The sequence below is a fragment of the Hymenobacter sp. genome (assembly GCF_036387835.1).
Lineage (GTDB): Bacteria > Bacteroidota > Bacteroidia > Cytophagales > Hymenobacteraceae > Hymenobacter.
This window is the reverse complement of sequence record NZ_DASVSY010000066.1, coordinates 15049-33499: the sequence shown is the minus strand read 5'-3', so window position 1 is coordinate 33499 and position 18451 is coordinate 15049. Positions and strand designations below refer to the sequence as shown.

Here is an 18451-nt window from a genome sequence, read left to right as displayed (position 1 = left end):
CTCCTATTGCTCAAAGCCCCCATTGGAATCTGAATTGGCCTCGGGGCGGCGCTGGTTCTTGTTTTCCGCCCCGTTTTGGCCGAACCGGTAAGTAAATCCAAGAAATGCAATGCGGGTTTCGCGCTTGTTGCCACTCACCGATTCCAGCCCGGGCCCGTAAGCCGTAAAGTTGAAGCGCTGCGTGTTAAAAATATCTGACACCCGCAGCGTGATACTTCCCCGGTCTTTCAGCACGCTTTGCTTGACCGCCACGTCGGTATTGAACGACGTTTGGCGGCGACCCTGCGCCGTAACCACCGGCGAGCGGTAATTGACCGACACCTGCATGTCCAGCTTCTTGGTCGGCGAAACCGTGGAGTTGATACGGGCCGTGTACACGAAGTTGCTGTTGTTGATTTCGGTTTGCGGGCCGCTGAACTTGATGATGCGCCGAAAAGCCGACCCGTTGGCGTTCAACTTCCAAATTGAAGTCAACTCGGTGGCCCCCACCAGTTCCAGGCCATAATTGATTTCGTCGCCAAGGTTTACCTCGCTGGTGTTGGTAACCTGATTGCCGGTGAGCGGATCGGTGATGACTTCGCGCAGGCGCTTGATGGTTTGGGTTTCCACACTATAAAATGCGGTGGAACTTAAGGTGGTCGCCTTACCGAAAGTTTTTTGGTGGCCTAGCTCCACCAAATGAATGTATTCGGGCAGCAGCAGCGGGTTGCCCGTGCTCAAGTTCAGCGGGTCCGACCGATCGGTAAAAGGGTTCAGATCATCGTCGTCGGGACGGTTGACGCGGCGCGAATACGCAAGCTGTAGCCGCTGCTCCTCGGCCAGGTCATAGGCCAGTACCGCGCTCGGAAACAGATTCAGGTAGCTGCGCGTGAACTGCTCGCCGGTGGCGCGCTGCTCGCCACGGGTGTTGGTTTGCTCTACGCGCAAGCCGCCCTGGTAGCTGAATTTACCTGCCGCGTTGCCATACGTGCCGTAAGCCGCCTGCACAAGTTCTTTATACACAAAGCGGTTGGAGGGGTCGAAAATCAACTGCTCGGAACTGCTAAACTGATAGTCACTGTCATACTGCCGCCACACACTTTTCGCGCCGGTTTCCAGCCGGCCTTTCTCACCGAAAGGCCGCACGTAATCCACTTGCCCCGAACCCTGGTCGATACGGTCGCGGAATGCCTGCTGCTGCGTGGGCGACTGTCCGTCGAGCAGGTAATAGAGGTTGGAATTCAGGTTGTTTCCACTGCTGATGGGCGTGTAGAGCACGTTGGCCGTTAGCTCCCGGCCTTTGTGCTCGGTCCAGGTGTGGCGGTAATCCAGCGAAATATCGGCGGAGCGGTTACTACCACCCGATGTGTTGTAGCGGTTATTGGTCCCCAAGTACATGGGCGCGTCGCTGGCCGAGCGGTTGGTTTGGCGCGAGATAATGTCTTCAATAGCCGACTGCTCGTTGTAGCGCGGCTGCACCAGAAACGTCAGCGTTTGGGTGGGCGTAAAACTGTAGTCCACCCCAAGGCGCACGGCGTGCGAGGTGTTGTAGTTGACGCCGCTACGGTTCTGCACCAGATCCAGGGTGCGCGTTTCCCCCGTCAGCTCCTGCGTAAGTGAGTCGCGCAGGGCATCGACGGTAGTTTGGCGCAAGCTGCCGTAGCCGGTGCGCCGGTCTTGCCGGAAGTCGTAGCTCCCAAACACGTTCCAGTTGCCCTTGTGGTAGTTTAAACTCACCGACGTGTTGTACTTGTCTTTGGTGCCCACGTTCGCGCTGGCTAGCCCGTTGAGGCCGTCTTTTCGTTCTTTTTTGAGAATGATGTTGATGATACCCGCCGAGCCTTCGGCATCGTAGCGCGAGCTAGGATTGGTAATCACTTCAATGCTTTCGATGGAGCTGGCCGGTATCTGGTCGAGCGAGGTGCTCTGCCCGCCCCCGGCGGCGCCCGTTGGCTTGCCATCAATAAAGATGGTGACGCTGCCCGAGCCGCGCAAACTCACTGAGCCGCTCTGGTCAACGGTGATGGAAGGCACGTTTTGCAGCACGTCGGTGGCCGTGCCGCCCACGGCCGTCAGGTCTTTGGCCACGTTTACCACTTTCTTATCAAGGTTGGCCGTTACCGGCGCCCGCTCGCCTTCCACCTTCACTTCCTTGAGCTGCGTGGCCGTGGAGCGCAGCCGCAACGTACCTAACTGCGCTACGGGCGCGGCGGCGGTCAGCGTTACTACGCGCCGCCCGCTACGGTAGCCTATCACCGTGGCCTGCATGGTGTAAGTGCCTACGGCCAGCTTCTCCAAAGCAAAAGCCCCGCTCTCGGTGGTTTGCGCACCTGCTACAAAACTAGAATCCTGCGTCCGCAGCAATACCACGTTGGCAAACGGCAGCGGCTGGTTGGTAGCAGCGTCGAACAAAGTGCCGCGCACCGCCCCCGATTGCGCCCGCCCGGCTAGCGGCCAGCTTATCAGCATTACCAGTAGGCAAACAAGAGAGCAGGAAATAGTACGTTTTTTGATCATGAAACAGGATAATACGACACAAATGCTACCAACTCGGCCAGCTTTTCTTTTACCCAGCCAATGAGCAGGGTTAATAAACAATAATTAACTGCTAAATGCTTTTAGCTAACACCAGAAACCTCCGCAACTGCGCAGATGCGCTTATTCAAGACATTAATTAACAGAAGCTTACAGGGGCTTAGATTTGCTTACGTCAATTCTTGAAAACCCGTTCGGCTACGAAGCTAAAGAACACCGAATGCAGCGCCTAGTTGCCTACGTACAGGGAATTGAGATAAGCCGGAGCTGATAACTGTTGGAGCGAACTGGCTTACGAATGCCAATGGCATTGCGGGCAACAACGGCGGTTGTGCTTATTGCATGGTAGGTTTGCACGCACTTCGTCTACTTCAATCAGTTTATGAAAGCTTTCATTTTCGATCTTAATGGTACCATGATCCATGATATGGAATATCATACCAGGGCTTGGCAACATCTACTCAACCACGACTTAGGTGGCAATTTCAGTTGGGACGAAATCAAGCCCCAGATGTACGGGAAAAATCAGGAAGTGCTGGTGAGGCTGTTTGGCTCCGATAAATTCACGGAAGAGGAAATGGAGCGCCTAGCCATTGAAAAGGAAAAGCGTTATCAGGAAGAGTTTCTGCCGCATCTGCAGCTTCTGCCCGGCCTCCACGACTTCCTGGAAAGTGCTTACCAGCGTCAAATTCCGATGGCTATTGGTTCGGCCGCCATTCCTTTCAACATCGACTTTGTGCTCGACAATTTGAATATCCGGCACTACTTCACCGCCGTTGTCAGTGCTGATGATGTAGTATTAAGCAAACCCCACCCCGAAACTTTCCTTAAAGCTGCCGCCCAACTACACGTACCGCCCGCCGATTGCATCGTTTTCGAAGATGTGCCCAAAGGAGCCGAGGCCGCTCAAAATGCCGGTATGCAAGCCGTTGTGTTAACCACCACGCACCAGCCGCCCGAATTTATTCATCTGCCAAACGTGCTGCATTTTGCCAACGACTTCACTGATGAATTTATGAACAGCTTGCTGTAGCGTGTTTCCCCAATAAGCCATATGTTTTGCATAAGCATTTAAACAAAGGCTGTTTAAAAAGTTCGGCAAACTCCTTTACAACGTCCTGCAGAGGCGCAGCCGAAGCATCTTGCATGCTGATGCGGGAGTGGTAATTACCACCATGGCGGGATGCTCCGCCTCTGCAGGACGTTCGAGTAACTTCCTGGATAGCTTCGTAATTACCTTCTTGCTTCGTGCAAATCAGTTACTCGAAAGCAGAATTAAGCGTTAGATTTTTACCCATAATTATAACTTAAATCACAACAGCTTGCACGTATTGGGAATTGTTCGTATATACCTTTGTGTTTCGCGCTATAGTTGCTTTAATTTTTTAAATACGCCTCACTCATGGAAAATGCAGTTGCAGTAGCTAATTACTTCGTTAGGAAGTCATTGGATTCCGGCATTCCTGTCACGCCCATGAAACTCGTGAAGCTCGTTTATGTAGCCCACGGCTGGTACTTGGGTTTGACCGGGGAGCCTCTGATTGCCGAAGCTGTACAAGCCTGGAAATACGGTCCGGTGGTTCCTTCCGTCTACGACCATTTCAAAGTGTACGGGGGAGCTCCCATTTCCGAACCAGCCGGTACGCTCAGTGCCAACGGCCAGAGCATCTACTACACCATCAGCAAGCCCGAGCTGGCCGCTTTTCTCGACAAAATTTGGGAAGAGTACAAAGATTATTCAGCCGTTGAATTATCGGCCCTGACGCACCAGGAGCGGACGCCTTGGTTCGACACCTGGCACAACAAGGGCGGCAAAGCCAGCCGGGCCGTACCCATTGCCAACGATGCCATTCAGTCGCACTACCAGGTTTTAGCGAGTGCCAACGCCGCCTAGTCCCAAACCCACGCCCGACCTCAACGCCATCCAGGCCGAGAAGCGCCCAACCCGCCGCGGAGCACTGCAAGCTGCCGAGCAGGAAAAAGATTGGTTTGAGGAAGATAAGCGCAAAGGCAAACACCGCCGCGACCAGCAGGCCCGCAACCTGCTGCACTGGGTTCTGCTGGTTTTGCTGGTTGCGGCCGGCATCCTGCTATTGGTTGCCCTGGTCATTCGGGCCTGCCACGTTTTCCTGCCTCCCGACCAGTTCTGGCTCAACAAAGAGCAACTGGACTTTATCGACCACCTGTTTCAGTTGGCCGGCTCCGGCTTTTTAGGCGGTTTGATGACTCGGTATTTAACCCGCACGATAGAAGAGTGAGGGAACAGTTGCCGTGGTATTTCCCAAGCTAGAGCTAGCTGAGCCAAGGAAGCCACTCCGGACCTGATAGAAGCAGACAGCTTCAGGAATTCTCGATTCACCTACCGTTGTGGTAGGTATCGTGAAACTATTATACGCTTTGCGTATGATTCATCACGCATAATTCCTTCTGTAACTTTAATCCCACGCCCGTGTTATATATTACTTACTATATTATTACTTCCACCAAAAGACAGTAAGTACAACCTGGTTAGCAATGCAAGTGATGGTAGCCAATTGCCGGGGCTGATACCTTGGTACGGTCCTACAAAGCTATTGCACTTCTTGCTACCTGCCACTACCGGCGCATGATTGACTTGTAGTATGAAAACGGAAATACGCAACACCTTCGGCGAGGTCTACCTTACTATTGAGTTTCACGAAGCAATCAATGTAGTTTATAATAATTGGTTTGGCTATCAAACCTATCCCGGCGTTGTAGGGGGCGCCAACACTAGTCTGAAGATCAGCAAGGAGCATAATTGTCCTTATATGCTAAACGATAACAGCAAAGTGGTCGGCCCATGGGACCATTCGCTGGACTGGATTACCAACGATTGGGCACCGCGGGCCATACAAGCCGGGCTTACTCATTTTGCCCACATAGTGAGTGTAGAGTCCTTCGCTGCTTTTTCAGCTCACAACCTGCACAACGAGATTAGTGGGAAGTTGCAAATGAGCATCTTCGACAGTGTTATTGAAGGCCTGGAATGGCTACGAGCCGCTCAGCAAGCATAAGGTTCTGGTCGGACAACGGTGGTGGATTAACCCCTAAAGGGCAACTGTGGCATCGTGCTTTCTAGGCACGATGCCACAGTTGCCAACACCTACCTACAAACTAGGCCTTGGCTATGGCATAAGAAACGACAAAGTCTAGAACGCATAGAATGGGATTAGGCGCCACACCGCGCAAGACATTCAAAGCTTGGTGACGAGTCTGACAAACACCCTAACAGCGAAGACTAAATCACCTAGTGACTTCTGGTACTGCAGCTAGAATGCCACAACTGTAGCAAAACAGAATCCTTGACTTTGCCAACCTCTCCCGGTGGTCTTGATGCGGGCATTCTGCATTAGAACTTTATAATTATACAATTATCTAGTTATAAGTCAGGTATTTATATATAATATCTGACAAAGGCGGTCATCAAGTAATGGTAACGAAAGTGCTTCTACGGAAAGTAATTAGCCAGCACTCTTACTCAGGGTAATCAGACCACTACAGCAGCTGCTAAAAAGTAAAGCGCACAAAAAAAGCCGCCCCCACCCGGAAACGGCTTTTTTGAAATCGATGCGCGGAGAAAATTCCCACCCAACTCCGGCCCGATTCTGTACCCTGCGTTTAGTGCCGGAACAAAAGCTCGCGGTACTTAACTAGGGGCCAGTCCTCATCGGCCACCAATAGCTCCAGTTTGTCAACTGAGCGGCGAATGGTGTCGAAATGTGCTTTGACGATGTCGCAATAGGCTACAGCCCGCTCGCGCGTGTCTTCAATTTTGTTGGCTACTTTGCGTGCATTGATCATCTCGTCCACGGTGGTCTTGATGATGGTAATGTGGCGCGAAATAGTTTTGATAGTATCTACGGTTACCTGCGAGTCAGCATCGTCGAGGCCTAGTTCGCGCAGGCCGCGCACGTTGGTAATCAGCTTGGTTTGGTAGGCTACCGCGGTTGGAATGATATGGTTGATGGCCAAATCACCCATCACGCGGCTTTCAATTTGAATCTTTTTGATGTACTCTTCGAGCAGAATCTCATGCCGGGCGTGCAGCTCGACGTGAGAGAAAATCTTGTGGCGCTCAAACAAAGATAATGCTTCTTTCGTCACCAGCGCATCCAATGCTTGCGGCGTAGTAGGCACGTTGGCAAGGCCCCGTCTAGCTGCCTCCTCTTTCCATTCATCGGAGTAGCCATTGCCCTCAAAACGAATGTTTTTCGAGCTGATAACGTACTCACGCAACACTTCCACAATCGCTACTTCCTTCTTCTTGCCCTGATCGATGAGCTTGTCTACCGACGTTTTGAAGTCAATAAGCTGCTCTGCTACAATGGCATTCAGCGTGGTCATAGCTGACGAGCAGTTCGCTGATGAACCTACGGCGCGCAACTCGAATTTGTTGCCGGTGAAAGCGAAAGGCGAGGTACGGTTTCGGTCGGTATTGTCGAGTAAAATAGCGGGAATCTTGTCGATTCCGAGCTTGAGGTAGATGTTGTCGCCTTTGTCGAGCGGCAGCTTAGCCGTGCGCTCCAGCTCATCCAGCACCGAATCCAGCATCGAGCCTACGAACACCGACATAATAGCCGGCGGAGCTTCGTTGGCGCCGAGGCGGTGGTCGTTCGAGGCCGAAGCAATGCTAGAGCGCAGTAACTCGCCGTAGGTATGCACTGCCTTGATGGTGCTGATGAAGAACGCCAGGAACTGAAGATTCTCTTTCGGACGACGACCGGGAGCCAACAGGTTCACCCCGGTGTCGGTGCTCATTGCCCAGTTGTTGTGCTTGCCCGAGCCATTGACGCCGGCAAAAGGCTTCTCGTGCAGCAACGCCCGGAAGTTGTGCTTGTCGGCCGTCCGCTCCATCAGATCCATCAGGAGCTGATTGTGGTCGACAGCCAGGTTGGCATCTTCGAAGGTAGGAGCGCACTCGAACTGGTGCGGTGCCACCTCGTTGTGGCGAGTGCGCAACGGAATGCCAAGCTTGGTAGCCTCTTCCTCGAAGTCGAGCATGAAGGCGTGTACCCGAGCCGGAATCGAGCCGAAGTAGTGGTCTTCCAACTGCTGACCTTTGGCCGGCGCGTGGCCGAACAGCGTGCGACCAGTCATTACCAAGTCAGGACGCGCGGCGTACAGCGCTCTATCAACCAGGAAATACTCCTGCTCAATTCCTAACGTTGTGTGTACGCGGTTTACGTCTTTGTCGAAATAGTGGCACACGTCCACAGCAGCCTTTTCCAGCGACGCCAACGACTTCAGCAGAGGCGCCTTATAATCTAGCGCTTCACCGGTGTAGGCCACAAAAATAGTGGGAATACACAGGGTTTTGGCACCTGCCGTTTCGATGATGAAAGCCGGCGAAGTTGGGTCCCAGGCCGTGTAGCCACGCGCCTCAAAGGTGTTACGGATGCCACCGTTCGGGAACGAAGAAGCATCCGGCTCCTGCTGAACCAGCGCAGAACCCTTGAAGTTTTCAATCGGACGACCGTCCGAGTTTAAGTCAAAGAACGAATCGTGCTTTTCGGCTGTGGCACCGGTCAGCGGCTGAAACCAGTGCGTATAGTGCGTAGCACCTTTGGCCATGGCCCAGGTTTTCATAGCCGAAGCTACGGCGTCGGCTACGCTGTGCTCTACAGGAGAGCTTTGTTTGATAGCGGCCTGCAGTTTCTTGAAGTACTCGCCGGGCATTGTCGCCCGCATAGCCTCCAGGTTGAAAACATTTTTGCCGTATGTGTCAGAGCGACGCTCACCATTGCCCTCTATTATCAGCGGTTTACGCTGGTCAACTAACTCGAGTGCTTTGAAGCGAAGAATTGCCATGTAAGGGTGAGAGGGTTAGAATGGGCCGTTTTGATGATGGCAAATGTGAAGCGCATTTTTTGTTTTTCCAAACTCGCCCTTCAAAAATCAAAACTTAATTTTCAAATAATGCTTTTTTCGCCCTCACCCCCCTTTCAAATCGAGGTATCACTTGAAATTTTTGTAAAATTATAGCTGACAGGGGTATTTCGGAATCGATTGCGCAACCGGCAGAAAGCAAGTTAGTGGCTTCTACCGCAAGCACGACAGTAGTAAAAGTTGAATCAAAAGAGAAACCCTTCGTTCCGGCGGCAGGCGCGTTACCTTTGCCGCGTGAAAAACCGATTTCAATTTCAGTGGCGTTACTTCCTGTTCTGGCTCCTTTTTTTTGTGGTAGCCAAGGCCCTGTTTTTACTCTACCATTACTCGAAAACAGCGGCGTTATCAGGTACTACGTTTGCTGGCATATTCGGCTACGGCTTGCGGCTGGACGCTTCCACAACCGCCTACTTGAGTGTAGTACCGTTCGTGCTGTTTGTTTTGGGCTCCTTGTTTGGCCCCCAATTTCCGTTTGGGTCGCTTGTTAAAGGCTACACGGCCGTAGTAGGGTTGTTGGTAGCGTTACTGAGCGTAGCCGATCTGGAACTGTACCGGGTTTGGGGCTTCCGCCTCGATGCGACTCCCCTACAATATATAACCTCTCCTACTGAAATGGCAGCGTCGGCGGGCAGTGCGCCGCTGGTGGTACTCGGATTGGGATTGGTGGGGCTCCTGCTCGTGGGGGTATTCCTATATAATAAGGTAGTAGGAAAAATACCGGCGCTACCAAGGGGCTTCGGGCGCGGGCGAGCTGCATTGGCAGGCTTGCTTTACACAGCCCTGCTTGTGGTTCCGCTACGGGGCGGCGTACAGCAGATTCCGGTCAACCAGAGCGACGTATACTTCTCTGCCGTTCCGTTTGCCAATCATGCCGCCGTAAACTTACCCTGGAACGTAGCCAACTCGCTGCGACTGCGCGATACCGACGCCGGTCGTTACCGCTTCCTGCCCGACTCAACCGCCACTCGTTTGGTACGGCCGCTCTACACTTATACCAAGCCCACTCCTGATTCAGTGAGCCACCATTTACTGCGCTCCAAGCGGCCTAATGTGGTATTCATTATTTTGGAGAGCTTCACGTCTAAACTAGTAGGCAGCGTGGGCGGCGAGAAAGGAGTAACCCCGAATTTGGATAGTCTGGCCCGTACGGGGGTATTGTTCAACAACATCTATGCGGCTGGCGACCGGAGCCAGAAGGGTTTAGTGGCGCTGTTATCGGGTTTCCCGAATCAACCCAACAACAGTATTATCAAGTATCCGCGCAAAACCGAGCAACTGGCCCATCTGTGCCGGTCGTTGAAGGAAGTGGGCTATAGCTCTCATTATTATTACGGAGGAGAGTTAGCCTTTGCTAACATGAAAAGCTACCTCATAACGGCCGGTTACGATAAGCTAACCGAGCGAGCCGACTTCCCTAAAAGCCAGCAAAACTCGAAGTGGGGCGCCCACGACCATGTGGTGTTCGACCGGGTACTGCAGGACCTTCAGTCGCAGCCGCAGCCTTTCTTTAGCACCTTCTTCACGCTAAGCAGCCACGAGCCATTTGAGATTCCCGTTCGGCGCAAGTTCAAAGGCACCGATGAGACGGCGCTTTTCCGCAACTCAGTGTACTACACCGACTGGGCGCTAGGCCGGTTTTTGCAGGAGGCCCGTCGCCAGCCTTGGTACGATAATACCTTGCTCGTGCTGGTAGCCGACCACGGCCATCAACTGCCCGGCGACAATTCGGTGGAAGATCCGGCTAAGTTTCGCATCCCACTGGTGCTGGCGGGCGGGGCACTACGCCCCGAAGCGCGGGGCCGCGTAGTGACGGGCTTAGGCTCCCAAACCGATGTAGCCGCTACGCTGCTGGCGCAGCTGCAACTCCCCTCCACGTCTTACCGCTGGAGCCGCGACTTATTGCGCCCCGTGCTGGAGCCCTCGGCGTTTTACTGCTACACCGACGGCTTCGGGTTCTTCACGCCCGCTGGCTTAGTGCTTTTCGATAACATCTCCCGTCGCGAAATAAGTCGCGACGCAGGCGTACCAGCCACGCAGCTACAGCAGGGCCAAGCTTATGAGCAATTGACGTACGCAGATTATCTGGCAAAATAATTTCGCAAGCAGGACAAGCCTCATTGGGTTTGCGACGCTTGCTAGTTGACACCGAAGCTGTTTAGGACGTTACTCGCCTGTCATGCAGAGCGCAGTCGAAGTAGCCTGCGTGCTGACGTAGGAGTAGTAAATGACTGATGTTACGCACCGAATTAGTAGGAACACTAGCAAGGGGCTCTCGCTTCTTTAGAAAAGGCGATTTTAAAGCAATCAGCCGCTGCGGTGCGTAACATCAGTAAATGAGTTTACTACCCTAGCGAGATGCTTCGGCTCCGCCTCTGCAGGACATTCTTTTTATCTGTTTGGATAGCTCCCACTATTTCAAGCAGTAACCTTCTCCTTGTCCTTCTATTGCTATGGCGCCGCTTAACTTAGCGGTAGTTTAGGCGCGCCTAGCTCTTCTGTTTATGACTGAATTATTGTTTGTCTATAATGCGGACTCTGGCCTGGCAAACGGGCTGCTGGATATGTTCCACAAAATTCTGTCGCCCAAGACATATCCCTGCTCACTGTGCGGCGTTACGTACGGCAACACCAGTATGCGGGTTGAATGGAAACAGTATATCCATGCCTTGCCGGTGAAAACTCGGTTTCTGCACCGGGACGAGTTTTTAACTGAACTTCCTCAACTACGAAATTATCCATTGCCGGCAGCCTTCAATAAATCAAACAAAGGATGGCAGCTTTTCTTATCAAAAACAGAGCTCGACAGCCTAGATTTGCCGAATTTGATGGAAACCGTAACCGCACGTCTTGCCTTGTTATCGGAATAAAGATGTCACCAATCGAGGTCCTATAAGGGAAGCACAACAGCCTGAGCGAAGGTTTTTTCGTATGGATGACCTTGAACATGTAGCTGCATCTGCCGACCAACGCTTGCCTGTTTCCTAGAAAGTATTGATTTACTCCGGGAAACTTTACTGCGTAACGGGTCCGAGCAGCGCGCCAGAACCTACTGCTCGGTTATGCCCACTACTTCTCCTAACCTTACCTGCGTCATCATCGACGACAACGAAATGAACCGCCTGACGCTGGAGCACTTCGTGGAACTAACAGACTCGCTCACCTAACTGCCTCGCTGGCCTATAGTGTGCAAGCACTGGCTTTTATCAAAGCCAACCCATCGGTGGATGTGCTACTGCTCGACATTAAAATGCCGCACCTGTCGGGTCTGGATTTGGTGAAGATCCTACCTCACCCTCAACTGGAAGTCGTGCTCGTCACGTCTCACCGCGACTTTGCCGTGGAGGCCTGAACTGCGAGTAGCCGACTATCTGGTGAAGCCCGTGAAATATGCGCGCTTTCACCAAGCCATGACCTTGGCTGCCGCTCGGCGGGCCACCGCCAAAACAACTACTCCCGAGTTGAATGCTGAGGCACAAGTGCCGGCCCACGGCTCGGAGCTATTCGTAAAAATAAACAACAAGTTGGTGCGTCTCAACTTCGACGAAGTACTCTACATCGAAGCCATGTCGACCTATTCGGTGATTGTGACGCCCACTCAAAAACACATTGTGTACGCCACACTCAAGGCCCTGGAGGAGCGGCTACCGTTTGCTCACTTTCGGCGGGTACACCGCTCCTACATTGTAAATACGCAACGCATTGCTTCCATCGAGGACAACATGCTGCAGCTAGGTTCTTACGAGGTGCCCGTGGGTAAATCGTATCAGGAAGAATTCTTTCGGAGCTTGCCCAACTTATAGGTCTGCTACCGACCAAAAGCCCCTGACTCCTTATTCAAAAACGAATAGGGGCCGGGGGCTTTTAATGAAATCAACCGATAGATTACCTTGGCTTTTCCAGACGAGCTTTACACAACTGGCGGCTGCGCAAAGCAAGAGCAATACATAGAATATGTACGGCTCTTGCAAAGCTAGTAGAGCGTTCCGGCGCTAGCAGAGGCATTGCTTAGCAGCAGTAGCACCGTCAGCAGCACGACGAGGAAACCGGCTAAATAGAAACGGGAGTACCGGCGAAGGTTGTCAAACAGTCTTGAAGAGAAAGTAGAGGTTGTTAGCATAGCAAGAGGGCGCTCTGAGGAGTAGGACTTGATTTGTAATTCTGGGTACAAATCTAAGCAACTGTAGCTCATCAGTATAAGGATTTCACTAAACAATAGACCATCCTACGCGAATGAATGGTTTGGCTATCCGAATGAGTGGTATTAAGGCATGATTTGTTTGTCAGCCTTACAGTAATATCGATAAAGCAAGATTTCAACGAGAGTTCCCGTAAAGCATTGATACACTGCCATGAGGATACTAAGAAGAAGGTGGCCCCCTGCTTCCTCGCTTCAGCAACTGCTACTCTCTGAAAGATAGGCTGACCTCAAGACTAACTTCCTACCGCCGGCAGTTCGGATGGCAACTCTTGTAAGGCCTGCTCTACGGCCTTAAGCAACTGCTCTAAAGCCTTTTTCATTGTTTCCGGCTGAGGCTGGTCTTCATCCGCAGCAACCTGATGCACCCGCTCCAGCAAAGCCATGGGCTCATCGGTGTTAGCCACCGCCAAGGCCATTAGGTTGGGGCTTGATGTGGTGCACGACGCGGGCTACCTCGCGCCAATCGGCGGCGGCGGCAGCGGTGCGTAGCTGCTGTACGTTGGTGGGGATGTTGGCGAGAAAAGAACGAATGAACCGCTCCACAAACACGGTACGGCCCTGGGCTAGCTCCTGCAAGTGCGTAAGGTCATAGGCCTTGCCAGCACCCTTGCCTAGCAGCGCTTCCATTTTCCAGTAAAGCTCGTCTTCGTCGAAGAGCTTGGCCAGGTAGTCGTTGAAGCCACCGGCAAGGTAGCGCTCTACATCCGCGCGGAAGGCGTTGGCCGTAACGGCAATGACGGGCGTGGCTGCCCGCTCGGCGTTGGGCATTTCGCGTAGGCGCTGCGTGACTTCCACCCCACTCATACCGGGCATCTGAATGTCCATCAGCACTACGTCGTAGGGTTGTTGCTCCAGCATAGCCAAGGCCTCCGGGCCACTCGTTGCCTCCTTTAGTACCACTCCCCACGGCTCCAGCATCATGCGGGCCACCGTACGGTTGATATGATTGTCTTCGACGAGCAGCACCCGCACCCCCGCAAGGCTGCCCGTGTCCACGGTTTCTTCGATGGGAGCCGGCAGGGCCTCGGCGGGCGCTTTAGGCAACGTCAGCGTGAAGGCAAAGGTGCTTCCCTTGCCGACTTCGCTCGCCAGTGTCAGCTGGCCACCCATCTGCTCGACCAGACCCCGGGAAATGGTGAGCCCCAGGCCCGTGCCGCCGTGCTGCCGGGCCGTGTCGGCGTAAGCCTGCGTGAAACTCTCGAATATATACGCCTGCTTTTCGGGCGCAATACCGGGCCCGGTGTCTTGCACGCTGAATCGGACAGTGAGGGTGTCTTCGGTTTCGCTGAGCATCTCCCCCTTGATGGTAATTTGTCCTTGCGTGGTGAGTTTGACGGCGTTGCCAACCAGGTTGATCAGGATTTGGTTGAGCCGGTGGGCGTCGCCTACTATCCAGGGCGCGGGGCAAGAGTCGCGCAACCGAACTCCTACTACTTCCAGCCCTTTTTCCTGGGCTTGCAGGGCCAGCGGCTGCACGGCCGTTTCCATAGAATGGCAGAGGTTGAAGGGCAATTGCTCGAGTTCCAGCTTGCCCGCCGTGATTTTCGCCATTTCCAGCACATCATTCAGCACAGACAACAGGTGCTGCCCCGACGAGCGAATGATGCGCACCAGTTCCTGCTGGCGGGCGTCAAGGCGGGTTTTGGCGAGTTGGGCAGTCATGCCGAGTACCCCGTTCATCGGGATCCGAATTTCGTGGCTCATATTGGCCAGGAAGTTTTCCCGAGCCCGGACGGTGGCGTCGGCACGGGCGTAGTGAGCCTGCTCGCGGGCTTCCAGGCCCTCGGGGTCAGCGGCTGCCCGAACTGCCCGATTGCCTAGGGCTTGCTGCAAGTCTCGCATGGCGCGGTTAGCAAACGTAACCTGGGCCTCCGCATCGCGCACGTAAATAAGGTTGAGCGACGTATCCAGCACCAGCTGCGTGAATTGCTGCTGCTCCCGCAGGCGGGTTTCGCTGGCCCGCAGACGTTCTTCCGCCTGCACCCGCGCCGTAACGTCGGCCAGATAAATGTTCACGCAGTCTTCCTTCTCAAAGGGCACTACGTAGGCCTGCAAGTAAAATACTGGCTCGTTCGCACTTCGGCTTGCTGGGGCTGCCCAAGCCGCAAGCTACGCCGGGTAAGGCTCCCAAGCCGAGTTTGCAGGCTCAGGAGGTCGGTATCGGAAAGTAGGTCACGGAGGCGCTGGGCCGCCGGATTGGCATACACTTGTTCGCCTGCCAGGTTCAGACGCAGGAGCGGATTAGGATTCAACTCGGGAATGCGGGCCAGCAGGCGCAGTTGCTGTTCGTCGGGACTCTTAACGGACGGGGTAGGCGAAGCGGCTTGGGCTTGCTCTAATTCCTGAATGCGTTGCCGGGCTTGGGTTAGCTCATGCAGCAATTCTTCAGGGGAGGCAGTTTGAGACGACGGGAACGCATTCATAGGACGAGGAACAGCTTTCTAGTACTTCGCCTAACAAAACATAATGCAAGGCCCGTGCATCAGAAACACCAATCAAACAAAATACAACACAAAAGCTCGCCCTATCACGCTTCTGCTTGGCTTGTCGTGATAGGGCGAGCTTTTGTGCTACTTACGCAGCTTCAGAAAGAGCAACCGCTCTGAAAAGTTGGGTAAGAAGTGTTTAGCGCAACGCCAGTGCCGCTGGTGCAACGGCCTCTCCTTCCCAGGCTTGGGTTAGCACTCGGTCGCGGCCGTAGATGTCGGTCAGTTCCCGGAGCCGGTCGCCATCGGCTTCACAGGTAAGGTAACGAACCATCAGCGGCACGGGGGCCTGCAAGCCAAACCCTTTGGTTTCGCTGCGGTTGAGGCTGGTTTGCAAGTCCCAGGCCAGGTCGTCGGCGCGCGCAGGGTTGTCGTGTTGCAAGAGGAAGCGGGCTAGTTCCAGCGGCTTTTCACCCCGAATGCAGCCGTGGCTCAAGGCGCGGCTGGTAGCCCGGAAAGCGGCCTTGGCGGGCGTGTCGTGCAGATAGATGGCGTAGGGATTGGCGAACCGAAACACCACGTTGCCCAATGCATTGTCGGCCGATGGCAGTTGGCGGATCTGGTACGTGAACGTCTCGGGTTGCACCTTTTTCCAATTCACGCGGTACGGATTCACGCGCTTACCGGCCGCGTTGAACATCTCGAAGCCTCTTTCGGTCAGGCAACCTGGGTCGCGCCGGAGCTTGGGCAGCATTTCGTTGGCGCTGATGCTTTGCGGCACGTTCCATGCTGGCGCCGCCTGGAAAAAGGTGAGCCGGCTGAAGAGTTCGGGTGTCGGCGTTGTGGTTTTGCCCACTACCACCCGGTGCGTGGCCACTACTTTAGCGCCCTGTACCACTTGCAGGCTATAGGCGGGAATGTTAACGGCCAGGTACAGAGAATCCGTGCGAGTCTCCCAACGCAAACGCTCCAGGTTCAGCGCCACGGGCAAAGCCAGACGCTTGGCCGGCCGCGCTATCAGTTTGCAGCAAGCGCTGCCAGGCCCACACCAACCGCACGTAGCTCCGCGAGGTAGGCTGCGCCGTGAGCATGGCTTCGGCAAAGTGGCCGCTGCGCACAGCCTGTTGCAGGTGCGCTACGGCATCGAAAACCCGCTCTCCGGCGGGCTGAGCCGGCCGAAGGTTAGGGTCGGTTATGCGCCCATCGTGCAAGTGGTACGCGAAGCGCAACAGAGCGGCCGTAAGCTGCTGCTCGGTCCGCACGCGCAACTGCACCGACTCGGCGCCGCCTTCACTCACGGAATCCAGCATGGCCTGCAGGGTCACTACATTATATTCGGTGGGTTTGAGGCCGTAGCGCTGCGCCTGACTCAGCAATTGCAAGGCGGCCTGTGCTTCTGGCGTGGGGCCCTCTGGCTGGGTCCAAACCGGAGCATAGTTGAGGCGGGTATAAAAGGCGTCAATCAAGTTGGCACCGGCCTTCGTTGCCTGCAGGCGCAGATCAGCGGCCACGCTGGCATTGAGTGGCCCGATGTTCCGGCCCATCCCCAAGGCTCCTGCACTCACCGCCGCCAGCATCAGCACCAAGGCCCCGGTATTGCGCACGTTAGCCCAAGCGACTACTGGCACCACCTCAGTCCTATAATACTCTTTAAACAAGTGGAATTTGTCGTTAAACGTTTGGATGATTTTCTAATGCATACCTACCCAAAAGGCATGTGTATCAACTACGATCAAGCAGTCGGGGCGGAGTGACCCTGCGAATTCTGCGCAGCGGCTCGTAGAGGCATTATTCGTAGAACAAGGCGTTGCGGAGTTATTTAAGGAGTAATGGTTCCATGAAGCCCTTCAAATAATTCGTAGGACCATTCCGCCGCTGGTGCATAACCACTACAGATTAGGTGGGCTTCTGCTCTATAACGCCAGAGGGCCAAGTCAGTAATACGTTCAAAATAACTCTGGTTGTACACGCCGGCTTGTACTCCAGGAAAGAGTAGCGTTGTGAAACTTTCACAGCCTACTAAGCTGTATCTTTGCAGCCTTATTATGGAAACCAAGAAAGTTGCCTTTTACACGCTGGGCTGCAAGCTCAACTTCTCGGAGACGTCGGCCATTGGTCGGCAATTCGAGGAACATGGCTTCGAGAAAGTAGCCTTCGAAGATGCGGCCGACATCTACGTCATCAATACTTGCTCCGTCACCGACCATGCCGACCGAAAGTGCCGGAAGGTAGTGAAAGAGGCGTTGAAACACAATTCAGAGGCTTTTGTAGCTATTGTAGGCTGCTACGCGCAGCTCAAGCCGCAGGAAATTGCCGAGATTCCCGGCGTACATGCCGTATTGGGTGCCGCCGAGAAGTTTCAGTTGGTTGAGACGCTGGCGGGCTTCCGTAAACCCGAAGCTGGCACGCCCGGCCGGGTGTACGCCTCTCCTATTTCAACTGCCACTGAATTTCATGCCGCCCACTCCTACGGCGAGCGGACGCGCACTTTCCTGAAAGTCCAGGACGGCTGCGACTACTCTTGCTCGTTCTGCACCATCCCGCTGGCCCGCGGCAACAGCCGCTCCAGCTCCGTGCAGAGCGTAGTGGACCGGGTAAATGAGTTAGCCGCCACTGGCGTCAAAGAAATTGTGCTAACCGGCGTCAATCTTGGCGACTTTGGCTTACAGGGGCCCGCCCGAGAGCGGAAAGAGAACTTCTACGACCTGGTACAAGCCTTAGACGAAGTAGAAGGCATCGAGCGGTTCCGCATTAGCAGCTGCGAGCCCAACCTGCTTTCCGACGATATTATTCGGTTTGTGGCGCGCTCCAAGCGCTTTATGCCCCACTTTCACATCCCGTTGCAGTCGGGCTCCAACAAGCTACTGGGGCTCATGCGCCGCCGCTACCGCCGTGAGCTGTACGTAGAGCGAGTACAACTCATCAAGGAAGTGATGCCCCACGCCTGCATCGGGGTCGATGTGATAGTAGGCTTTCCAGGTGAAACGGAGATTGATTTTTTAGAAACCTACCAGTTCCTCAACGACCTAGACGTGAGCTATCTGCACGTATTTCCGTATTCAGAGCGCGAAAACACACTGGCGCCCACCTTGCCCGGCCGCGTGCAGGACCGCCACCGCCACGAGCGTACCACGCAGCTGCGCAGCCTATCGGAAAAGAAAAAGCGCTATTTCTACGAGCAACATGTGGGCGCAGAAACGGCCGTACTCTTCGAGGACGACATAAACAACGGCCATATGGAGGGCTTCACGCCCAATTATATCCGGGTTACGGCCAAATACGACCCGCTGCTGGTAGGGGAGTTGAAGCGCCTGCGCCTAGCAGCCGTGAACCCGCGTAATCTCATGGAGGCGGAAGAGCTAGGCATAGAGGTTTTTCAGCACTAAGCTATAGCCATAGAAGTATA

Annotated in this window: 16 protein-coding genes; 9 read left to right on the top strand and 7 right to left on the bottom strand. The window is 54.2% G+C overall.

What is annotated here, in order from left to right; translation table 11 throughout:
- Positions 1–3 precede the first annotated feature (3 nt).
- Positions 4–2448: a TonB-dependent receptor gene (locus VF639_RS12405; RefSeq protein WP_331146226.1), complete on the bottom strand. Its 2445-nt coding sequence runs from the start codon at positions 2446–2448 to the stop codon at positions 4–6.
- A gap of 448 nt (positions 2449–2896) precedes the next feature.
- Here VF639_RS12405 and VF639_RS12400 point away from each other — a divergent pair, with 448 nt between their 5' ends.
- From VF639_RS12400 to VF639_RS12385, 4 genes are all read left to right on the top strand, one after another.
- Positions 2897–3547 (top strand): HAD family hydrolase, encoded by a 651-nt coding sequence (locus tag VF639_RS12400; protein WP_331146225.1) that lies wholly within the window; start codon positions 2897–2899, stop codon positions 3545–3547.
- Between the two features lie 369 nt (positions 3548–3916).
- On the top strand, positions 3917–4408 hold the full coding sequence (locus VF639_RS12395) for a Panacea domain-containing protein (protein WP_331146224.1): 492 nt from the start codon (positions 3917–3919) through the stop codon (positions 4406–4408).
- The gene (locus tag VF639_RS12390; RefSeq protein ID WP_331146223.1) at positions 4392–4772 is read left to right on the top strand and encodes a hypothetical protein; all 381 of its coding nucleotides are present in this window, start codon (positions 4392–4394) and stop codon (positions 4770–4772) included. Before VF639_RS12395 ends, VF639_RS12390 begins: the two co-directional genes overlap by 17 nt.
- Before the next feature lie 363 nt (positions 4773–5135).
- The gene (locus tag VF639_RS12385) at positions 5136–5549 is read left to right on the top strand and encodes an STAS/SEC14 domain-containing protein (RefSeq protein ID WP_331146222.1); all 414 of its coding nucleotides are present in this window, start codon (positions 5136–5138) and stop codon (positions 5547–5549) included.
- Between the two features lie 604 nt (positions 5550–6153).
- Here VF639_RS12385 and VF639_RS12380 read toward each other — a convergent pair.
- Entirely contained in the window at positions 6154–8343 is a 2190-nt protein-coding gene (locus VF639_RS12380; RefSeq protein WP_331146221.1) for a glutamine synthetase III family protein, read from the bottom strand.
- A gap of 312 nt (positions 8344–8655) precedes the next feature.
- Here VF639_RS12380 and VF639_RS12375 point away from each other — a divergent pair, with 312 nt between their 5' ends.
- From VF639_RS12375 to VF639_RS12360, 4 genes are all read left to right on the top strand, one after another.
- Complete coding sequence (locus VF639_RS12375; protein ID WP_331146220.1) at positions 8656–10515, top strand: LTA synthase family protein; 1860 nt, start codon at positions 8656–8658, stop codon at positions 10513–10515.
- A 407-nt stretch (positions 10516–10922) separates the two neighbouring features.
- A complete protein-coding gene (locus VF639_RS12370; protein WP_331146219.1) occupies positions 10923–11288 on the top strand; it encodes a hypothetical protein in 366 nt (121 codons plus the stop codon).
- Positions 11289–11605: 317 nt separating this feature from the next.
- Positions 11606–11770 carry a response regulator gene (locus VF639_RS12365; protein ID WP_331146218.1) on the top strand — a complete coding sequence of 55 codons (165 nt, stop codon included), beginning with the start codon at positions 11606–11608 and terminating at the stop codon, positions 11768–11770.
- On the top strand, positions 11754–12221 hold the full coding sequence (locus VF639_RS12360; protein ID WP_331146217.1) for a LytR/AlgR family response regulator transcription factor: 468 nt from the start codon (positions 11754–11756) through the stop codon (positions 12219–12221). The genes VF639_RS12365 and VF639_RS12360 overlap by 17 nt, the downstream gene beginning before the upstream one ends.
- 631 nt (positions 12222–12852) lie before the next feature.
- On the opposite strand, the gene VF639_RS12355 is transcribed toward VF639_RS12360, so the two are convergent.
- From VF639_RS12355 to VF639_RS12335, 5 genes are all read right to left on the bottom strand, one after another.
- Entirely contained in the window at positions 12853–13035 is a 183-nt protein-coding gene (locus tag VF639_RS12355; RefSeq protein WP_331146216.1) for a hypothetical protein, read from the bottom strand.
- A complete protein-coding gene (locus tag VF639_RS12350; protein ID WP_331146215.1) occupies positions 13016–14674 on the bottom strand; it encodes an ATP-binding protein in 1659 nt (552 codons plus the stop codon). The genes VF639_RS12355 and VF639_RS12350 overlap by 20 nt, the downstream gene beginning before the upstream one ends.
- On the bottom strand, positions 14659–15042 hold the full coding sequence (locus tag VF639_RS12345; protein WP_331146214.1) for a hypothetical protein: 384 nt from the start codon (positions 15040–15042) through the stop codon (positions 14659–14661). Before VF639_RS12345 ends, VF639_RS12350 begins: the two co-directional genes overlap by 16 nt.
- Positions 15043–15244: 202 nt before the next feature.
- Positions 15245–16030, bottom strand: coding sequence for a L,D-transpeptidase family protein (locus VF639_RS12340; protein WP_331146213.1), 786 nt, complete (start codon positions 16028–16030; stop codon positions 15245–15247).
- Entirely contained in the window at positions 15966–16673 is a 708-nt protein-coding gene (locus VF639_RS12335) for a L,D-transpeptidase scaffold domain-containing protein (RefSeq protein ID WP_331146212.1), read from the bottom strand. Before VF639_RS12335 ends, VF639_RS12340 begins: the two co-directional genes overlap by 65 nt.
- A gap of 417 nt (positions 16674–17090) precedes the next feature.
- Here VF639_RS12335 and mtaB point away from each other — a divergent pair, with 417 nt between their 5' ends.
- The gene (mtaB, locus tag VF639_RS12330; RefSeq protein ID WP_331146211.1) at positions 17091–18431 is read left to right on the top strand and encodes a tRNA (N(6)-L-threonylcarbamoyladenosine(37)-C(2))-methylthiotransferase MtaB; all 1341 of its coding nucleotides are present in this window, start codon (positions 17091–17093) and stop codon (positions 18429–18431) included.
- Positions 18432–18451 lie beyond the last annotated feature (20 nt).